This is a genomic window from Nostoc sp. (genome assembly GCF_035638895.1).
GTDB lineage: Bacteria > Cyanobacteriota > Cyanobacteriia > Cyanobacteriales > Nostocaceae > Nostoc.
The window spans coordinates 49,618-68,635 of the sequence record NZ_DASQZC010000559.1 but is presented as its reverse complement, the minus strand read 5'-3'; the positions used below and the strand labels follow the sequence as shown (position 1 = coordinate 68,635).

General features: G+C 41.2%; 22 protein-coding genes. 12 read left to right on the top strand and 10 right to left on the bottom strand.

What is annotated here, in order from left to right; all coding sequences use genetic code 11:
* A partial coding sequence (locus VE944_RS27755) for a diguanylate cyclase domain-containing protein (RefSeq protein WP_324984914.1) occupies positions 1-1,284 on the top strand: 1,284 nt, incomplete at its 5' end.
* A gap of 179 nt (positions 1,285-1,463) precedes the next feature.
* Here VE944_RS27755 and mraY read toward each other — a convergent pair.
* Both mraY and VE944_RS27745 read right to left on the bottom strand, forming a co-directional pair.
* Complete coding sequence (mraY, locus tag VE944_RS27750) at positions 1,464-2,567, bottom strand: phospho-N-acetylmuramoyl-pentapeptide-transferase (protein WP_324984911.1); 1,104 nt, start codon at positions 2,565-2,567, stop codon at positions 1,464-1,466.
* 185 nt (positions 2,568-2,752) lie between these two features.
* Complete coding sequence (locus VE944_RS27745; RefSeq protein ID WP_324984908.1) at positions 2,753-2,983, bottom strand: DUF3134 domain-containing protein; 231 nt, start codon at positions 2,981-2,983, stop codon at positions 2,753-2,755.
* Between the two features lie 242 nt (positions 2,984-3,225).
* On the opposite strand from VE944_RS27745, the gene VE944_RS27740 reads away from it, so the two are divergent.
* From VE944_RS27740 to mdh, 5 genes are all read left to right on the top strand, one after another.
* Positions 3,226-3,810 carry a PAP/fibrillin family protein gene (locus VE944_RS27740; protein ID WP_324984905.1) on the top strand — a complete coding sequence of 195 codons (585 nt, stop codon included), beginning with the start codon at positions 3,226-3,228 and terminating at the stop codon, positions 3,808-3,810.
* 292 nt (positions 3,811-4,102) lie between these two features.
* Entirely contained in the window at positions 4,103-4,318 is a 216-nt protein-coding gene (locus VE944_RS27735; protein ID WP_109011287.1) for a photosystem I reaction center subunit IV, read from the top strand.
* 251 nt (positions 4,319-4,569) lie between these two features.
* Entirely contained in the window at positions 4,570-5,430 is an 861-nt protein-coding gene (locus tag VE944_RS27730) for a DNA-formamidopyrimidine glycosylase (RefSeq protein WP_324984902.1), read from the top strand.
* A gap of 103 nt (positions 5,431-5,533) precedes the next feature.
* Positions 5,534-5,749: an NAD(P)H-quinone oxidoreductase subunit O gene (gene ndhO, locus VE944_RS27725; RefSeq protein ID WP_012410284.1), complete on the top strand. Its 216-nt coding sequence runs from the start codon at positions 5,534-5,536 to the stop codon at positions 5,747-5,749.
* Between the two features lie 216 nt (positions 5,750-5,965).
* A complete protein-coding gene (gene mdh, locus VE944_RS27720) occupies positions 5,966-6,937 on the top strand; it encodes a malate dehydrogenase (protein ID WP_324984898.1) in 972 nt (323 codons plus the stop codon).
* An 80-nt stretch (positions 6,938-7,017) separates the two neighbouring features.
* Here the strand turns inward: mdh and VE944_RS27715 are convergent, their stop codons facing one another.
* Together VE944_RS27715 and VE944_RS27710 are read right to left on the bottom strand one after the other, a co-directional pair.
* Positions 7,018-7,347 (bottom strand): translation initiation factor, encoded by a 330-nt coding sequence (locus VE944_RS27715; RefSeq protein WP_324984895.1) that lies wholly within the window; start codon positions 7,345-7,347, stop codon positions 7,018-7,020.
* Between the two features lie 94 nt (positions 7,348-7,441).
* Positions 7,442-7,924, bottom strand: a complete 483-nt coding sequence (locus VE944_RS27710) for a hypothetical protein (protein ID WP_324984893.1) — start codon at positions 7,922-7,924, stop codon at positions 7,442-7,444.
* Positions 7,925-8,261: 337 nt separating this feature from the next.
* Here VE944_RS27710 and VE944_RS27705 point away from each other — a divergent pair, with 337 nt between their 5' ends.
* The 3 genes from VE944_RS27705 to VE944_RS27695 all read left to right on the top strand — a co-directional run bounded on the left by VE944_RS27705 (position 8,262) and on the right by VE944_RS27695 (position 12,352).
* Positions 8,262-8,939, top strand: coding sequence for a hypothetical protein (locus VE944_RS27705; RefSeq protein WP_324984889.1), 678 nt, complete (start codon positions 8,262-8,264; stop codon positions 8,937-8,939).
* Between the two features lie 63 nt (positions 8,940-9,002).
* The gene (locus VE944_RS27700) at positions 9,003-10,910 is read left to right on the top strand and encodes a P-loop NTPase fold protein (RefSeq protein ID WP_324984886.1); all 1,908 of its coding nucleotides are present in this window, start codon (positions 9,003-9,005) and stop codon (positions 10,908-10,910) included.
* A complete protein-coding gene (locus tag VE944_RS27695; RefSeq protein ID WP_324984884.1) occupies positions 10,907-12,352 on the top strand; it encodes a DUF1802 family protein in 1,446 nt (481 codons plus the stop codon). The genes VE944_RS27700 and VE944_RS27695 overlap by 4 nt, the downstream gene beginning before the upstream one ends.
* A gap of 58 nt (positions 12,353-12,410) precedes the next feature.
* Here VE944_RS27695 and VE944_RS27690 read toward each other — a convergent pair whose 3' ends face one another.
* The 6 genes from VE944_RS27690 to VE944_RS27665 form a co-directional block, all read right to left on the bottom strand.
* Complete coding sequence (locus VE944_RS27690; RefSeq protein WP_324984881.1) at positions 12,411-12,689, bottom strand: ribbon-helix-helix domain-containing protein; 279 nt, start codon at positions 12,687-12,689, stop codon at positions 12,411-12,413.
* A 212-nt stretch (positions 12,690-12,901) separates the two neighbouring features.
* Positions 12,902-13,264: an aspartyl protease gene (locus VE944_RS27685; protein WP_324984879.1), complete on the bottom strand. Its 363-nt coding sequence runs from the start codon at positions 13,262-13,264 to the stop codon at positions 12,902-12,904.
* Complete coding sequence (locus tag VE944_RS27680; RefSeq protein ID WP_324984876.1) at positions 13,261-13,578, bottom strand: hypothetical protein; 318 nt, start codon at positions 13,576-13,578, stop codon at positions 13,261-13,263. The genes VE944_RS27685 and VE944_RS27680 overlap by 4 nt, the downstream gene beginning before the upstream one ends.
* 299 nt (positions 13,579-13,877) lie before the next feature.
* Positions 13,878-15,464, bottom strand: a complete 1,587-nt coding sequence (locus VE944_RS27675) for a glucose-6-phosphate isomerase (RefSeq protein ID WP_324984873.1) — start codon at positions 15,462-15,464, stop codon at positions 13,878-13,880.
* A 111-nt stretch (positions 15,465-15,575) separates the two neighbouring features.
* Positions 15,576-15,833, bottom strand: coding sequence for a cytotoxic translational repressor of toxin-antitoxin stability system (locus VE944_RS27670; RefSeq protein ID WP_324984871.1), 258 nt, complete (start codon positions 15,831-15,833; stop codon positions 15,576-15,578).
* Positions 15,834-15,901: 68 nt separating this feature from the next.
* The gene (locus VE944_RS27665; RefSeq protein ID WP_324984868.1) at positions 15,902-16,099 is read right to left on the bottom strand and encodes a hypothetical protein; all 198 of its coding nucleotides are present in this window, start codon (positions 16,097-16,099) and stop codon (positions 15,902-15,904) included.
* A 206-nt stretch (positions 16,100-16,305) separates the two neighbouring features.
* Here VE944_RS27665 and VE944_RS27660 point away from each other — a divergent pair, with 206 nt between their 5' ends.
* The 3 genes from VE944_RS27660 to VE944_RS27650 all read left to right on the top strand — a co-directional run bounded on the left by VE944_RS27660 (position 16,306) and on the right by VE944_RS27650 (position 18,973).
* The gene (locus tag VE944_RS27660; protein WP_324984864.1) at positions 16,306-17,439 is read left to right on the top strand and encodes a branched-chain amino acid ABC transporter permease; all 1,134 of its coding nucleotides are present in this window, start codon (positions 16,306-16,308) and stop codon (positions 17,437-17,439) included.
* Positions 17,429-18,211, top strand: coding sequence for an ABC transporter ATP-binding protein (locus VE944_RS27655; protein WP_324984861.1), 783 nt, complete (start codon positions 17,429-17,431; stop codon positions 18,209-18,211). The genes VE944_RS27660 and VE944_RS27655 overlap by 11 nt, the downstream gene beginning before the upstream one ends.
* Positions 18,212-18,397: 186 nt before the next feature.
* Positions 18,398-18,973, top strand: a complete 576-nt coding sequence (locus VE944_RS27650) for a Uma2 family endonuclease (protein WP_324984858.1) — start codon at positions 18,398-18,400, stop codon at positions 18,971-18,973.
* Positions 18,974-19,018 lie beyond the last annotated feature (45 nt).

Below are 19,018 nucleotides of genomic sequence, written 5' to 3'. Positions count from 1 at the left end.
GAATGGTTGGGGAAAGCCGATAGTGAATTTTTTCCAGATCCAGAAGAGGGACGGCGGGTTATGGAAAACGATCAAGTCGTTTTGAAGACTCTACGCCCCTTAAAGCTGATTGAAGAGGTAAAAATACCTGGTAACGATCAGCCGTGCTACTGGCTATCGTTTAAGTTTCCCTTTAGCGATGGCGCAACGGGCGCTTGCCGCATCGGTGGTATTAGTATCGATATTACAGAATCTATTGAAGCACAGCGATCGCTCACTGAGCTAAATCGGCAGCTAGAAGAAAAAACACTGAAATTAGAGGGAAAAAAACAGGAACTTATATATCTCTCAGATATGGCGGATATGCTTTATTGCTGCGAATCTGAAGATGAGGTGTATCAAGTGGTCGCTTCAAGCTGTTCTAAGCTATTTCCTAAGATGAGTGGTTGTATATTTATAATTGCTAATTCTAAAAATTATGTTCAGATGAATAGTTTTTGGGGAGATGAAAGAACCAGTAAAGAAATATTTTCAGCATGTGATTGTTGGGCATTGCGGAGAGGAAAATCAAACCTTTTATTGCCTCATAATTCTGGACTAATGTGCAATCACTTAATAGAGCCTGTTAGCGGCACACATTTATGTGTTCCATTGTTTGGAAAAGGTGAAGTAATTGGAATTTTACACATCTATGCGCTTGAAGAAGTCAGTCCAGAAGAGCAACAAATTACTGAGATTATTGCTAGAACCTTAGCCATTGCACTAAATAATCTATCTATAAAAAAACGTCTAACCTATGATAACTTGCGGGATGGGATGACCCAACTATTCAATCACAACTATATGCAAACCATAACGGAACAGAGGCTAGCAGAGGCTGAACGGTCGGGGCAACCTCTTAGTATTATTTTCCTTGATATCGATAACTTTAAATCTTACAACTCGCGCTATGGGCATTTGACTGCCAACATTGTTCTCCAGGGATTAGCAAAACTGCTGTTAACATCTATTCGCTCCTTTGACATTGCTTGCAGATGGGGTGGTGAAGAATTTGTAATTGTGATGCCTAATATGACACTGGAAAACCTCAGGAAGCGAGTAGAACAACTCAGAATGGATGTTGAACAAATGCAAGTGAAGGACGGCGATCGCATTCTCGAAGGCATTACCGCTTCTTTTGGAATAGCTGTATCAGAACCAGGGATTACAGTTAAAGATTTTCTGAATCGGGCAAATCAAGCGATGCTTGAGGCAAAGCGAATAGGGAAGAATCGAGTTATAGAGTATGTAAATAGGTACAATTAATTCATAATTAATAATTTAAAAAACGCCAAGCGATGAAATGAGCATTTCTTCAGTTGGCATCAAGCGTCAGACTTTCCAGAATAGTAATCTGAAACTTATAAATTTCTTGTCTAAAAAAACAACTCCCTGGAAATGTGGGAGTTGTCATTTTGTATTCGATTATTTTCTCAAAACATGATTCAGAATGGAGCGATTGCCAAACAGATGGCAGCCAAAATAGCAGCGATGACATAAAATACTCCAACCACCTGTAATTCTGACCAGCCAGTGAGTTCTAAATGATGGTGTAAGGGTGCCATTTTGAAGAGGCGCTTGCCTTTGCCATCAGGGCCTTTGGTGGCTTTGTAATAACTTACCTGTGCCATCACTGAAAGAGTTTCTACAAAGAAGATACCACTGAGAATGAATAGAGCTACTAGGGTATTTGTCAATAGCGCTACAGCCGCTAAAGCGCCGCCCAGTGCTAAAGAACCGGTATCTCCCATGAAAACGCGGGCTGGGTTACGGTTATGGGCTAAGAAACCTAAGCAACCACCACTTAATGCAGCACAGAAAACCATCAACCCAGGTGCTGTAGGTGCAACTAGAGCACCTAATGCCAAAAGCGCGATCGCTACTGTTCCTGCTGCCAAGCCATCAATGCCATCTGTTAAATTAGTCGCATTACTTTCTGCAACTAGCACAAAACCTGCTAGTGGCCAAAATAGAAACCCCAAGGGAAGTGTAAAGCTCACCCAAGGCAAAGCAATATTTGTAATATTAGAAGGTTGATTAAACATCAGCCATAGACAAAACACTGCCGCAAAACCCACCTGCAAAGCCAGTTTCGTTGCGGGAGATATACCTTTATTTGATTTACGGCGCAGAATTTGCCAATCGTCGAGCCAGCCAATCAATCCGTAGCTAATTGTCAATGCCGAAACTGCAAGTACCTCTTTAGCAAAGTTAGATAATATACAGGCAATTATCACACCTACGGGGATAAAAAATATACCTCCCATCGTTGGTGTGCCTGCCTTTTTTAGATGGGCTTGGGGACCATCTTCACGAATTATTTGTCCAGTTTTAAGCGCTTGAAGTAGGGGTATTACCCAATAACCCACAACACCTGAACCCAACGCACACAATAGTAGTGGCAGGGTTAAGGACATACTTTGCCAGGGTAGTCTATTGGCCATCGAATCCAAGAAAAATGCTGTTGTAGCTAGCCCTACGGTTAATAAAGAGGCTAGAGCTATTCCAGAAATATTTAAACCTTGCTCAGGAGATAATTTAGCGTCCACAAAAGTTTCCCTTCACTCCACACTTATAAAATTCAATATCAGCAACTAAAGATACTACCAAGTCCTTAGCACAGCACGCCGGAAATAAACATACCATTTCAAATGGTGCAAAAGCGCAGAATATGATTCTTTGACTTTTGACTTTTAACTTTTGACTTCCGCCTTGCGGTACTTGCCTGAAAAGGCTAATCCTCGGCGATTCCTATATCGTCATCAAGGTCGTAGCCAATCCCATCTTCTACACCCATTAGGGAGTCTATTTCTACTTCGTCATCTTGAAAATCCGGTTCGTGAACGTCACGCGCGATGATCCGACCGTAAGTTTGCAACCAGTCCAATAAAGAGGACTCTTCCTTTAAGGGGATAACATCGGCTCGCTGATTACGAGGTACTTCACGTAATGGAGAGTTCAACATATCGAGGAGGACAAGAAAATGTATACGTAAGTTGACATTTAGAGTCTATCACTTGGCACGGATTTATTTAGTTATCTTTTCAACCCTTTATTTGATAAATCCGCATTCAGATAGAAATTTTTTATTTAATAGGCGTATTGCTTACGCAAAGCCTTTATTTAGTAATTTTTATGGTTCTATACATAGGTTATGAATATCTTGTTTATGCTGATGGTAAGGACTGATTTTTGAGGTGACAGGCGATGATCAAAAAAGCGGCTCTAATGGATGCGATCGCTGGGACAAATCGCGGTCTACTGGCGACTCAAGCACAGAAACAGGTTATCTTAGCAGCGATCGCCAATTTAGAAGATTTTAATCCTACACCCCGTCCGGTTGAAGCTAGTAATTTGCTAAATGGCGATTGGCGATTACTATACACCACCAGCAAGGCCCTTTTAAACTTAGATGGTTTACCTTTGTGCAAACTGGGTCAAATCTATCAGTGTATCCGGGTTGATACTGCCAGTGTTTATAACATAGCTGAGATTTATGGCCTACCTTATTTGGAAGGATTAGTTAGCGTTGCTGCTAAATTTGAGCCAGTTTCAGGTCGGCGTGTCCAAGTGAAATTTGAGCGGTCTATTATCGGCTTACAACGTTTAATAGAATACAATTCTCCGGTAACTTTTATTCAACAAATTGAAGCAGGTAGAAAATTTCCCGCAATTGATTTTGCAATCAAGAGTGATAATCAGCAAGGCTGGTTAGATATCACCTATATAGATAACGATCTGCGGATTAGCAGAGGTAACGAGGGAAGTGTGTTTGTCTTAACTAAAACATAAGCTTCTACAAAATAACCGCTTGCGAACGAAGGTACGCTATAACGTGTGCCTTGTCAAGTATTTTCTAATACCGTTTTTTGGGGAGTAGGGAGTGGTGAACATAAGGGAAGTGAGGGAGAAAGAATAATTAATATTCAATTCCCAATTCCCAATTCCCACTCCCCACTCCCTACTCCCTACTCCCAATTCAGACAAATAACTTAACAAAGACTCTTACTGCTACCTTCAGGTTGTAGAGTGAAATCAATTAGCCCTCTAGATTGGCGATTGATAACTAAAAGGGAAAATAATCATGGTTCAACGTGGTTCTAAAGTACGTATTCTCCGCCCTGAATCCTACTGGTTTCAGGATCTAGGAACTGTGGCTTCCATTGACCAAAGCGGCATCAAATACCCTGTAATTGTCCGCTTTGAAAAGGTCAATTACGCTGGTATCAATACCAACAACTTTGCTCAGGATGAATTAGTCGAGGTTGAAGCACCAAAGGCTAAAGCACCTAAAAAATAGCAGCAAAGCTACAAGGGGCTTGTTTGATGCGATGATGAAGGGTAGTCTTAAGTCTGAAGTATGAAGTCTGAAAATTTCAGTTCATTCATATTTCACCCAAGCCTACCCTAATCTATGAGAAGCTGCCCTGCGGGTATTTACGGTTTCTCTTGGGTAGTAATACGAGCCATATAAGGCTGTGTAAGTTACTACTCCATCTCTTCTTTATTCAACGCCCAAGTACATCAAAATTGCCTGCTTAATCAGTTTGAATGCCTGAACTGCCTGAAGTTGAAACAGTCCGAAGGGGCCTAAATCAATTGACCCTTAACCAAGAAATTACGGGTGGAGATGTGTTGCTCGATCGCACCATCGCCTACCCGTTTTCTGTTGGTGAGTTTGTTGATGGAATTAAAAAGAATGCCATTGCTACTTGGCATCGTCGCGGTAAATATCTCCTCGCTGAACTCTCTTCCCCTTCTTCCACAGGTCGGCTAGGGGTTCATCTGCGAATGACCGGTCAGCTATTATGGCTGCACCGAGATGAACCATTACATAAGCACACGCGGGTTAGATTATTCTTTGGGGAACAGCAGGAATTACGCTTTGTTGATCAGCGTACCTTCGGGAAAATGTGGTGGGTTCCGCCTGGTGTTGCTGTAGAAAGTATTATGACTGGTTTGGCAACACTGGCAGCAGATCCATTTTCACCAGAATTCACTGTCGAGTACTTAGCAACCAAACTCCAAAACCGCCGCCGTCCAATTAAAACTGCACTACTCGATCAATCGGTAGTGGCGGGATTAGGTAACATTTATGCTGATGAAGGCCTGTTTAAGAGTGGAATTTTACCTGAAACCTTATGTATAGATTTGCAGCTAAAGCAAATTGAGCGTTTGCGAACAGCGATAATTCAAGTTTTAGAAACCAGCATTGAGGCTGGCGGTACGACTTTTAGTAATTTCTTAAGTGTTAAGGGTGTCAATGGCAATTATGGTGGTGTTGCCTGGGTTTATAACCGCGCTGGAGAACCCTGTCGAGTTTGTGACACTCCAATTATGCGGATTAGGTTAGCTGGGCGATCTAGTCACTTTTGCCCACAGTGCCAAACGCTACGGGGAGTTAGGAGTTAGGAGAGACGCGATTAATCGCATCTGTACAAGAGTTAAGAGTTTTTATCTCGGAAGTCTTTTAAAATGCGGATAAGTCTAATCTAGAAATTTGAGAGGGGAATTCATGGCAGTCAAAAAAGGAGATATGGTTCGCGCTATCCGCGAGAAACTGGAAAATAGTCTGGAAGCAAAAGCCAGTGATACTCGTTTTCCTCCCTATTTGTTTGACAGTAAGGGCGAAATTGTAGATATCAAAGGTGATTACGCCCTGATTAAGTTCGGGAAAGTGCCAACGCCAAATGTTTGGTTGCGTGTGGATCAGCTTGAAGAGTTTAAATAACTAAGAAAGAGTTCGGAAGTCAGAATAGACTTCTTGCATAAATCAAAAATAAGAACCCCACCCCGCCAAAGCTATGCTTTGTCTCCCCTCCCCGCAAGCGAGGAGAGGTTGGGGGTGCGTGTTAGGGGCTTGTGCAAGAGGTCTAATGTACGAGTCAGCATCAATTCTGACTGCTAACTCCCGAATTATTGTTGATAAAATTGCAGTTTAATAATTATGTTTTCTTCGCCTAACTCCCCAATTGTGTGTAGTTTACCTCGTGTCACCATCGTGGGTGCGGGTAGGGTTGGCAGTACTTTAGCCCAACGCGTTGCGGAGAAAAACCTGGCTGATGTAGTTTTACTAGATATTATTGCGGGAATGCCTCAAGGTTTGGCGCTGGATTTGATGGAAGCCAGGGGAATTGAAATACACAATCGCCAAATTATCGGCACGAATAATTATGCTGATACATCTGGTTCTCAAATTGTGGTGATTACCGCAGGACTTCCCCGCAAACCAGGGATGAGTCGGGATGATTTGCTGAAAACTAATTCCAAGATTGTGGTGCAAGCGGCAAAAAATGCGATCGCTCATTCTCCCAATGCTATTTTTATTGTCGTCACCAATCCGTTGGATGTGATGACTTATTTAACTTTGCAAGCAACTGGTTTACCACGCGATCGCATTATGGGTATGGCTGGCGTGTTAGATTCCGCCCGTTTTGAAACCTTTATTGCCCTAGAATTGGGGGTTTTGCCTGCTGATGTCAAAGCAATGGTTTTGGGTAGCCACGGCGATTTAATGGTTCCGTTGTCTCGTTATGCTACCGTTAACGGCGTTCCCATCACGGAATTGCTGGATGTAGCCACAATTGAACGCTTGGTAGAAAGAACTCGCAACGGTGGCGCAGAAATTGTGGAATTGATGCAGACGGGTGGTGCTTTTTTTGCTCCGGCATCGGCTACTAGCGTGATGGTAGAATCGATTTTGCTAAATCAGTCGCGGTTATTGCCTGTAGCGGCGTATCTGCAAGGTGAATACGGTTTAGAAGATGTTGTGATTGGTGTTCCGTGTCGGTTGGGATGCGGTGGAATTGAAAGTATTTTGGAATTAAATCTCAGCGATCGCGAAAGAGAGGGTTTGCATACTTCAGCCCAATCTGTGCGTAAAAGTATTGAGCGATCGAAAGAAATTTTGGCTGAGTAAATCCTCCTAAATTAAATCCCCCTTAAAAAAAGGGGGATTTTGACTCAGTTACCCCTTTTTTAAGGGGGTTAAGTTTCGCGTTAACGGCGGTAATCGTCATCTGCGGGATCGCCGTAGGGATCTTCGCTGGCTGGACGGACGTTACCAAATTCCCCTTGGTCTGCGGGGTCGCCGTAGGGGTCTTCACTGGCTGGGCGAACATTACCGTAAGACGCTATGTCTGCGGGGTCGCCGTATGGGTCTTGGCTGGCTGGAGTAAGGTTGCCGTAAGAGGATGTATCTGCGGGGTCGCCGTAGGGGTCTTCACTCGCTGGGCGGACATTGCGATCGCGGTATTCAGCATCCTCAGATTGATCGCCGTTCCCTCCCAACAAGAGATCCTTCGCCTTTCGGAAAAAGTCATCTACCATAATCTGTCTCCTGATTTAAGTTTGTGTTTCCGACGTGCGCGATCAGCGTTATCCTCCGGGAAACCCGCTTTCTTATTTACACACGCTTCACTATCTAGAGGGCTGGAGCTGCGGATGAACTTATGCCAGTTAGATCGCGACCTGAAGTGTTGCCGTTATAGCCTTGGAATTGCCGATATTGTTGTGCTTGAGATTCTGGTACTCGAATTCCTTCTGATGGTGGAGTTACCCAGTGAGCGCGATTTTCAGCATCGCGGTAGTATACACGCCCGTTCTTGGAAAGATAGTACTTACCTTGCGCTCCTTCTTTTGGAGCATTCTTATGTTGGTTGTACATGTAGTAAAGTGCCGCCGCACCTGCCAAAAGTGCCACTTTTTGCCCTGTACCCATTCCTTTCTTAGCTTCGGTTTGGCGATCGCTCACTGTTCTACCAACAACAGTATCATCAACCGGTGGTGGCGTAGCAGTTTTGGAACCTCCTCCGCAGCTACTCAACAAGGGTACGGTTAGCAATGCGGAAAGCAGAACTGCTAATAGACGCGAAACTATTTTACGTTCTTTATATACTATGTTCATCGGATTTCGTCATCACCTGTATTTACTAAAAGCCTTGCTGTTGCAAATACAAAGTTGGAATTCCTGTTATTTCACCTGGAATTGAAAGAACATATACCACTCAATTTACAATTGCACAGCTACAGCGTTTCACTGTTATGATGATCGATTTTTTCAAATATTCCATCCTGCCTTCGAGAGAAACTGATTCATCCGAAGGAAATATATTGTTGATTTTTTATTAATCAATTTAGCCCAAACGCCGAAATATTCAGCAATTTCTCGGTTATTTTTTCGGGATAAATAATTTAGAAAAATACAGTTACTATGATGATCTTTGCCAAAAAGTATATTCAATATGACATCAAAAAATACAGCCCTAACTAGCACTCGCCTCCTTTTAGCTTTGTGGGATTTGGGAGGAACGCAGCAGGAAGTTAAGAAGGGCCAACTCACTAAGCGAATTGTATCCAAAACCCAGAAGGTAGCAGATTATCAGGGTTCACTTGAAGAATTACAGAATCAGGGTGCGATCGCAATTTCCAAAAAGGGATATTCTCTGATATCTCCCAAGGGTTTAGAGGTGTTGGGTGAGGGTTTGAGAAGTGGCGATTTTAAGTTTGAAGAGACAACTGTTAGCGCTTGGGTGGCGAATGCGTTGGTGAAGTGGATAAGTCAGATTGATGTTGGGGTAACTGGTGCAGATGTTCCAGTTAATGGGAAGAGTGCGTTAGCGGAGCTTTCCAAAGGAATCGCATCTTACGACGAGTTTAAGTCGGTGGCGTTGGAAGTCTACGACAAGCTTAACCAAAACTACAACCTAGATAATCTTGTCCCAATTTATCGTATCAGGAGAGAAATAGGCGATCGGGTTAGTCGTGAAGACTTTAACACATGGCTGCTAGAAGTTCAGGAGAATGACATTTTGCAACTTCAGGGTGGAAGTATAGAAGATAGCGCCCCCGACAAGATTGAAGATTCCATTACTACTAAAGTCAGTGGATTACGCTGTTATGCTAAACGCCTCAATTTTTAAACTAAGTTACTCATTTTTTTACGCTTTGATTTCTTAGCCATTATTTTCAGTAAATACACAATCATGACTAATTCTTTCTCTTCATACTCAGACATCAACAAAGCTATTACAATTCATAACCCATTTGATAGATCATTAGTAGTTAGAAACTATGATATCTGGAACCAAACTTTTCCTGATGTTCCTTCCATAAATGCTCATGCATCAGATGCTGTTTATCAGGCAATAGAGCAAATCAGCACAGGAAAACGTTCAGTTATTGGTATAACTATTAAAGCTGAGAAAGGGCTGGGTAAAAGTCACTTAATGAGTCGGATTCGTCACCATATTCAGGATGAAGGTGATAGTTTTTTTGTCTATATGAGCGAAGTCGATTATGGTGACTTAAACAAAATACATTCTAAATTTCTAAACACATTGTCATTTAGTCTAAAACAAACTGGTAATCAAGGTGTAATGCAATGGCAAGAGATCGCAACTACTTTAGTCAATGAGGTATATAAGTCAAGCTACACTCCTCAAGAGTTAATGAAGCGATTTCCTGGGGTTTTAGCTCAACATCCCAAAATAGTTGATGCCTTGACTGCTAAAGTACTGAAACTTAAGTCAAATATTGAAAATCCTTATTTGATTCAGGCTATCCTATGGACGCTTTCTTTAGATAAAGTTTCATTTGCAACTAATTGGCTTGCTGGCAGAGACTTAGCGCAGTCACAAGCAGACTCTATGGGATTACCAAATACTAATCAAGACGATAAAGAAGCTGAAGCATTCCAAACAGTATGCCAAATTTTAGACTTAATTGGTGATTACAGGACAATAGTCATCTGTTTTGATGAGTTAGAAAGCCTCAATTGTAATGAGCAGGGTTTTACAAGAGCACAGGTTATCGCTCTGTTTGCAAAAGATATATATAGCAGAATTAAACGTGGAGTATTAATTCTAGCTATGTTCGATGAAACTTGGACGCAACAAGTTAAAGTTGTACCACAAGCAGATTCAGTTATTGATAGAATTGGTGAAAAGAAATTTGATTTAAGGCATCTTAATAGTGATGATGTAGTAACTCTTGTTTTGCACTGGTTGAAGGAGTTTTATGATACAAAGAATTTAACTCCACCTCATCCTTTATATCCTTTCGATGAAAACAATTTACGAGCGCTTGGTAAAGAAAAACCAATAGTTAGAAAGGTTTTACAGTGGTGTGCAAATAATTGGAATTTGCCTGGTGTCCCACTGGTGCAAGTAGAACCACTACATAAAATTGAAAAAGCTTTTAATAAAGAACTTGCAGCACTTGATAATACAATAGAAAATTACTTTGAAGACAGTAATATCATAGCTGATGCTATACGTTTTTGTTTATTAACTCTGAAAGGCAAAACTGTAGAGAAAGTAAAAATCGATGAAGTTGAAGAAGTTATAGTCAAAAATGTAGAAAAAGGCTACCTCAACTTTAGAATTATTGGTAAGGAAGATGAAAGAGTTATCAAAATAGTAGTAGCAGTTGTACAAGAATCTAGCAATAAATTTGTGAGTGCTGCCTTGAGAAGATTAATAGATTATAAAAAATTTGATATGACTCGTGGCTGCTTGGTTCGTGCTAAAGATGTGAAACCTAATACTAAAGGAAAAGAATATTTAGATGAACTACTTTCTAAAAATTTAGGAGGAGAATTTGTAAAGCTTAGTATTGAGGATATTAAGCCTCTTTTAGCAATTTTATTTGTTCAGCAAGCTTGCAAAGATTATGAAGTTAGTGAAGAGGAAATTTCTCAGTTTATAGTTCAACACAAAATTGCAGTTGAAAACTACTTAATACGTGAAATTTTAAGTGACCCATCTGGTCAAATACCTAGTGGTTTAATAAACGAAGAATGTGTTGTTGAAACTCAGCCTATACAAAATCTAAATGTAACGAAAGAGCTAGACGCTATGCTTGATAATTTAATTGTTAAACTTGGTTTATGAGTAATCTAATTTTGCTCAATACTGCCTTATGTCTACCTTCTCCTGATGTTGAAGGTTTGCTACAGGGTCGAATAATCATAGCTCTACCCCGGACATTTATTCATCCAGGGCGTTCCTTTGCTCTCTGTCCGTCTGAAAACTCAACCAATGTGTTACCTAATGAACAATACTACAAATCAAATTTCTTGACGGTTACACAGAAAGCTATTACTCAAATAAGTTCTGAAACAGTCTGCATTCAATCTTGGGGTAAGTGTGAACTGTGCCAAATCTTAAATAACTCAGAATCGTTAAAAGCTTTGTCACAATTAAATATTTGGACAACAAAAGGATTACAAGAGATTCTGCTGCAAAGGAAGCATATCTTTCTTGCTTATTTGCGTGTCTATTTATTGTCTCAGCCAATTGAAATACCTGTGAATTCACAAAGCCAGTTTATAAGTTTACCTGATCCGTTAAAGGTATCTATTGATTTACCAGTATTAAACGATCGCACCTTCGCCCAACGCAAACACCAATTAGAAAAGCTAGAACCCCCGCTACACCTGGAATTGGAAGAATTGCAGAGTGCGATCGCATCCCTAACCGTTAGCCAACCAGCAGCGAAACAATTAGACGACGATATCAAAGTATTTTTGGGTTGGAGTAGTGACAAACTAACCAATTCATTAGATTTAGACTTACCTTGGATTCATAAAATTGCTGAAGTTGGGAACTCTAGCGACGGACATACATTTGAAAAATTAGTACGTAGAGGGTTACTAAAATTAGGCTTTACAGGTTCAGGTTTGAATCCAGATGCAACTGGTGGCGCAGGAGGTATGGATTTTTACACTGAACAACCTTATCCAATAGTAGGAGAGTGCAAAGCAACTAAAACTGAGAAAGTTACTGATGGTACGCCTGCACAGTTACTAAAAATAGGTATGAACCATCTTGGTAAATTTCAATATGACAATTCTATTAAATTAATTGTAGCCGCCGGAGAACTAAATTTTTACGCCTTAAGAACAGCTACCGAAAATCAAATGAATGTTATTAGCCCTGAAACACTGCAAAAACTCGTTGAACTGCAAGCACACTACAAAAATTCTATCAACTTATTAGAACTAAAAGAATATTTGCAACAAGCTCCTTTTGGTTTAGCTGAAGATAAAATTAATACTTATATAGATAAAGTTGAACAATCAATAAGGTTGCGATCGCACATTATCCAGCTTGTCAAAAATCATCTAGAAAAAACAGGTGATGTAAATGTTGGAGTGGATGCCCTTCATATAGCATACATTTATGGCAGTCCACCTGAGTCTTTGAAAAATAAAGAAATTTACGAAATTTTGATTGAACTTTCTTCACCATTAACAGGCTATTTAGGACGAATAAAAGGTAGTGATTGGAATAGCGATCGCTTTTACTTTCTCCGTGATTTACCTACTAATTAAAGATAGTAAAATATATCTCTTTTCTTCCCTCTGCGCCCTCTGCGCCTCTACGGTTTGTTTAAAAATAACTGAAGCGCGTAGATTCTTTAGCTTTACGCAGTTTATCTCGCAATTGTTCAACTACAACTTCTCCATCAATACCTTCCCCTCTATCCAGTTGCTCAATAGCAACTTCAACTTTTTCGCGTGTTTCTTCTACCCACTGCTGATAACCTTTTTCCCACTCTGATAGCAACTTCAATGCTTTACTAATCACTTCTTCAGGATTCGCATATCTACCTGTAGCAATTTGCGCTTGGATAATTTGCTCTAGTTCAGGTTTAATTTGGATATTCATGATTTATATTCTAGTTTATTGACAGGTTTAAGCTTATTTTAACAATATTTAAAGTTAGATTGATTTAATAGCGTAGGCGTAGCCAGCCGTAGGCATCGCTTTTAATTTATCCGCAATCTACTTGTTAACTAAAGATAGTGAAATAAATTTATTTTTTTACCTATGCTTTATCTGTGTATCTGCTGTCCATTTAAAAATAACTGCGATCGCAGTTATCCCAAAGTTAATATACCAGCCTGATAATTCACCACCAACGGCAGAATTTTTAGCCATTCTGAACCTAACAAAAATTCTGTAATTTCATCCCCTGCATAAACAGGGATTTCAAACTCTTGTTCGTTTAATATCAACTTGCCTAAATATATTTTAAACAAGGTTTCACCCTGTGCAGTTCGCAAAGTTTCCTTACCAATATAAAACCAGTCTAGACTATCTAAATCTTGTTTGTTAATAGCCAAAAAACCTGTGAAACCAGTATCTAACATGGCATCTACAGGCAAATTTAATCCATCATCAGTTATTAAATCAATTTCAAAAAATAGTTGACCCTTTTCCCCAAATTTACCCTGAATCATATTGTGCCAGTGGTTCCTGTTTCATTAAAACAAAAAACACAGTGGTCAGTATTTGGGTATTTTTCAAGCGCTTTTTTATGAGCTTGCATTCTATCTGTATCAATCAAGTAATCACCACTATTTGGCTCTACAGCAATATACCAACCGTAGTGTTCTTTAATCAAATCTGGACGTACACGCTCAAAAATTTGCCGACAACGGCGATAAAATACCTCATCTTCAGCTTTGCGTCTAGCAAGTTCTTCTGGTGGCAAAGTACGTTCTGGAAAGATTCTGCCTCGACGTGCAGGTTGTTTTGCAGTTGATTCAGCCATAGTAATTAGCCCTATTTGTTAATGCTGTCTTAACTTTATTTTACAGAAAGATAAAGGCGATCGCTTTTACTTTCTTGGCGATTTACCTATCAGCTAAAAATAATACAATATATCTCTTTTCTTACCTAAGCAATTAGTTCCTCTGTCCTGTCAATTACGAATTACGAATTACGAATTACGAATTATAAAGTGAAGCATCCTAGACTGAAGATATATCTTCTATCTAGGATGCTTCACAATAAAAAATTGTTGCTGATACAACAATTAATGAACAAAATGTGATGTTTAGACTAGAGCTATCAGCTAGCAGAAACGGTTAAACTGCCGGGTTTCTGAAGATCACCTTGCAAAACCACACCTCGCTGATTGGCATGGATATGACGCAAAATCTTGTAAATTGCCTCAACTTGCTCTGATGCGCCTGCTTTCTCTGCAAGTTTCTCAAGAGAAATAGGAGCTTTTTCTTTTTGCAGCACTCCTATCACTCGTGTTTGCAAATCGAGAATAGAGGCGGCTGCTTTTTTGCCAGCTTCTACCCCTGGTTGATGGTAGGCGTTGACGTTGACTAAGCTAGCGTATAAACCAACAGCACGCTCATACAAAGCAATTAATGCCCCTACAGTTCGGGGGTTAACTTGGGGAATCGTGACTGTAATCGAATCGCGGTGATTTTCATAAAGCGCTTGTCGGGTTCCTTGAAGAAAACCAGAAAGATAATCGCCTGATGTAACTCCTGGATCTATTTCAGTGGATGGGCCGTGACGATCTTCCAACACTTCGATAAAGGTAGCAAAGAAATTCGCTACACCCTCACGCAACTGCTGGACGTAAGCGTGTTGATCTGTTGAGCCTTTGTTGCCATAAACGGCAATTCCTTGATGGACAACATTACCATCTAAGTCTTTTTCCTTGCCCAAGGATTCCATCACTAGCTGTTGCAAATAACGACTGAATAAAAATAAGCTGTCCTTGTAAGGTAAGACAACCATATCTTTTTCGCCCTTTCCGTTACCTGCAAAGTACCAAGACAAAGCAAGCAAGGCTGCTGGGTTATTTTTCACATCACAGACGCGGGTAGCGTCATCCATTTCTTTTGCGCCATCTAGCATGGCACGAACATCAATGCCCTGCAATGCGGCTGGTACTAGCCCCACAGCAGACATTTCTGAGGTGCGTCCTCCTACCCAGTCATACATGGGAAATCTAGCCAGCCAACCTTCGTCTTTGGCTAGTTTATCGAGGTTGCTGTCAACGCTGGTAATTGCTACCGCATATTGAGCAAATTCCAAATTGTGTCCGGCGTAGGCTTTTTTAACTTCAATCATGCCGTTGCGAGGTTCCGGCGTTCCCCCAGATTTGGAGATCACCAAAACCAAAGTGCTGGCGAGGCTATTTCGTAGATGATTGATGACGCGATCGATACCCGCCGGATCGTTATTATCGATAAAGTGAATTTTCAGGGGCGGGAAATCAGGAGCGAGAGCTTCCGCGACGAATTGGGGCCCGAGGGCGGAACCACCAATGCCAATGGAGATAATATCCGTGAAGCGGCTTGCTCTGGGAGGATGAATAGCACCTGTTTGGACTTTTTCCGCAAAGGCTTCGATTTGCTCTAGGGTTTGGACAATTTCTTGTGTAAGTTCTGGAGTTGGCGCTAAATCAGGATTTCGCAGCCAGTAGTGTCCAACCATGCGATTCTCGTCAGGATTTGCGATCGCACCCTTCTCCAATTGAGCCATATCCGCAAACGCCTTGTCAAACTTCGGCTGCAACGAATCCACAAAGGCATCATCGAACCGCATTCGACTTATGTCTAAGTACAGTCCCAATCCCTCGTGGAAATATAACCAGTTTTGGTATCGTTGCCAAAGTGCCCTAGCATCCATAGGGAAATCTCAAATAAAGTGTTTTTCAAAACCAGTTTAATGTAAGGTTATAGCGATCCCTGCCTAGCCTTATACAGTTTACAGTTTTAAGTGTTCTCTTGAATCTTCGCTTTAAACATCTGGCATAGGGATGACACGCAGAAATTTCACAATTTCACCCCTGATTTCTATGCCAATAAGATAATTATCGAGGGTAAAGCGGTGAAAAATGCCTTCACTATCAAGCTGTCGCAGTTCTTTTAAATCACTCAACTGCCACTTTTGGGATAACTCAATAAACACAAAATCATGCACCCGCTCGTAGGCGGCAGGTTCTAAATTCTTCAGGTCTAGCAAAAAAGACCTTGCATAGCGCATTTCCAGAGTCACTAGGCGTTACCTTAACCAAAACTTGAGGGGGGCCACCAAAAGAGTGCTGAGTTGAAAGCGCTGCTGAATCAGAAAAACATCAACAGTCTTACCGCTTCTTCATGGGTTAAGATATCCCACGGTTGCTGCGAGCGCTTGACTTGTTGTATCGCGTTAAGCATATAAGAGTCACAATGTAAAGCTTCGAGAACATCCCAAATGTTTTGCAAATCCTCATCGGCTAATTGCTCGATTAAGTGATGCATTCTCAGTCGCAGCAAATTCATACGTCAACTATTCCCTACCAGCAAACACCAACAATAAATAGTATTCCCATAAAATTAGCTACGCTCAAGCTACGCTAAAATTTATTCGCTTAGTGAGTGGGAGTGGGGAGTAGGGAGTAGGGAGTAGGGGCACAAGCGAAAATAACGATTCCCCATTCCTCCTTCCCCACTCCCCATTCCCCACTCCCCACTCCCCATTCCAAAACATGGTTGACTATCTCATTTTCTTAGCAATTTCTACAGCACTTTTTGCTCTATTCGCATTAGGACTCAATTTACAGTGGGGCTTTACGGGGTTAATTAACTTTGGTCATATTGCTTTCATGACCCTTGGAGCATATACAACCGTACTGTTAAGCTTAAAGGGCGTACCCCTACCAATCTCGGCACTAGCTGGGGCAATTGTCGCCGCTTTATTGGGTTTGATAATTGGTTTTGTAACTCTACGCTTACGGGAAGATTATCTAGGAATTGTCACTATTGGTACGGGTGAATTAATTCGTTTGGTGGTAAATAACCAGGAATTACCTGTGGGTGACACCTGGACTTCTGGGGCGTTTGGTGTGCAAAGTTATCCTATACCCCTATCCACAGAACCGAATTTGTTTGTCAGATTACTCATGATTGGGCTTTTGACACTGTTGGCTGCTGTAACTTTTTTTACATTGTGGCGATGGATTCGCACCACCCAAATATCTCGGACTACTGATTTAGGCAAAAGGGCAACTAGCAAACAAGAATTTGTATCACGTTTAGGTGTGGCAATTGTTTTAGCGGTTTTGGCAGCAGCAATTTATATTTCTGGGGTAATAGGATTGTATAATTACAACCCAAAAGCAGGTTTAATGCTGGTGTTGCTGTTAGTTTTAGCATTTGTATACTGGCGCTTAGAAATTTTGGTGCGATCGCCTTGGGGTAGAATTCTCAAAGCCATCAGAGAAGATGAAGAAATTCCCAAGGCACTGGGAAAAAATGTTTTTTGGTATAAATTACAATCTCTCATGTTAGGGGGTGCGATCGCAGGTATCGCTGGTGCTTTCTTTGCTTGGCAACTTAGCGCCATTTACCCTGATAATTTCCAACCACAGATCACCTTTGACACTTGGATTATGGTGATTATAGGTGGTTCTGGAAATAATATTGGCACAATCTTAGGTGCGGTAATTTTCTTTGGTTACGATGCGCTGACACGGGAAGTCTTACCCAAAATCGTCCCTCTTGATGAAGCCCGTTTGGGTGCATTTCGGATCATGGTAATCGGACTAATTTTGATGGTACTGATGATTTGGCGACCTCAAGGTATTCTAGGGAAAAAGGAGGAACTTACTCTTGGTAAATAACCAGTCATCGCCACTTCCCCTTCTGGTAGCTACTGGACTTTCTAAAAGCTTTGGTGGTATCAAAGCAGTTAATGAGGCGAAAATCGAAGTTGCTAAAGGCAGCATTACGGGTTTGATTGGCCCTAATGGTGCTGGTAAAACTACTTTATTTAACTTACTCTCAAACTTCATCCGTCCAGATAAGGGACGAGTGATTTTTGACGGTGAACCGATTCATAATTTGCAACCATATCAAATTGCCCAGCAGGGAGTAATCCGCACTTTTCAAGTTGCGCGGACTCTCTCGCGGTTGTCGGTGCTAGAAAATATGCTGCTGGCGGCGCAAAAACAAACGGGTGAGAACTTTTGGCAAGTGCAGTTGCAACCGCACATCGTAGCTAAAGAAGAAAAGCAACTGCAAGAGCGGGCAATGTTCCTATTAGAATCCGTAGGCTTGGCAAAAAAAGCACACGATTACGCTGGTTGCTTGTCTGGTGGACAACGCAAGCTGCTGGAAATGGGACGGGCGTTAATGACTAATCCCAAGTTAATTTTGTTAGATGAGCCAGCTGCTGGGGTGAATCCAAAATTGATTGATGATATTTGCGATCGCATTATCAATTGGAACCGTCAAGATGGGATGACTTTTTTGATTATTGAACACAATATGGATGTGATTATGTCCTTATGCGATCGTGTTTGGGTACTTGCTGAAGGACAAAATTTGGCTGACGGTACACCCGCAGAAATTCAAACTAATCCCAAAGTTCTAGAAGCTTATTTGGGAAAATAGAGTGCGATTGGCTTTATGCTCCAAAGCTCTCCCACACAGGGAGAGAGGCTTTTATTCTTGCTCTGATTTGCTGCTAGGGAACGCTTTGAGGCTTAGGTTTGAGAGAAATTCGCACACCGTGCCAAATCTTCAAAAATTTGGCTCTTGTTAAAATCGAGTTGCAAATCCTAGTGGAAAAAACTTTTTATGTCAATGATGACAGTCAGAGATTTAGAGCAAGTTCAAACCGCTTTTACCGAAGCAGGTTTAGATTACCAGCTGGAACTCGAAAATGGGAAAATTTCAATAATGGGCCCGTCAGATATTGTATCCAGCGAAATTAGTAGTCGTCTCATCGCCTTTCTCTTTGCTTGGATAAATCCTCGTCGCTGGGGAAGAGTATTTGATTCTGCTGGCGGTTTCATCATGCCAGATACAAACCTCAAAGCACCCGATGTTTCCTTTGTCCGCGCTTCCCGACTTCTCCAAAGTCCTCGTTACTTTGGAGAACTTGTCCCTGACTTGGTGGTAGAAATTAAATCTCAGAGCGATAAAATTAAACTTATAGCAGCCAAAATTCTGAAATTTATAGAACTAGGAGCGATCGTCGGCATTTTGATTGATCCTGATGAAGAGACAGTTACAATTTATCGCTCTACAGGCGAACCTACAGTTTTACAAAATGGCGAGATTTTAACTATACCAGAACTTTTTCCCGGTTGGGAATTGCCCATTACTGAATTGTGGCCTCCTATCTTTACCGAGGAAGAAACACAAATTTAGTGAAGAACTTTGGTAGCTAATCGTTAAATAATTCCAAGTTAATTT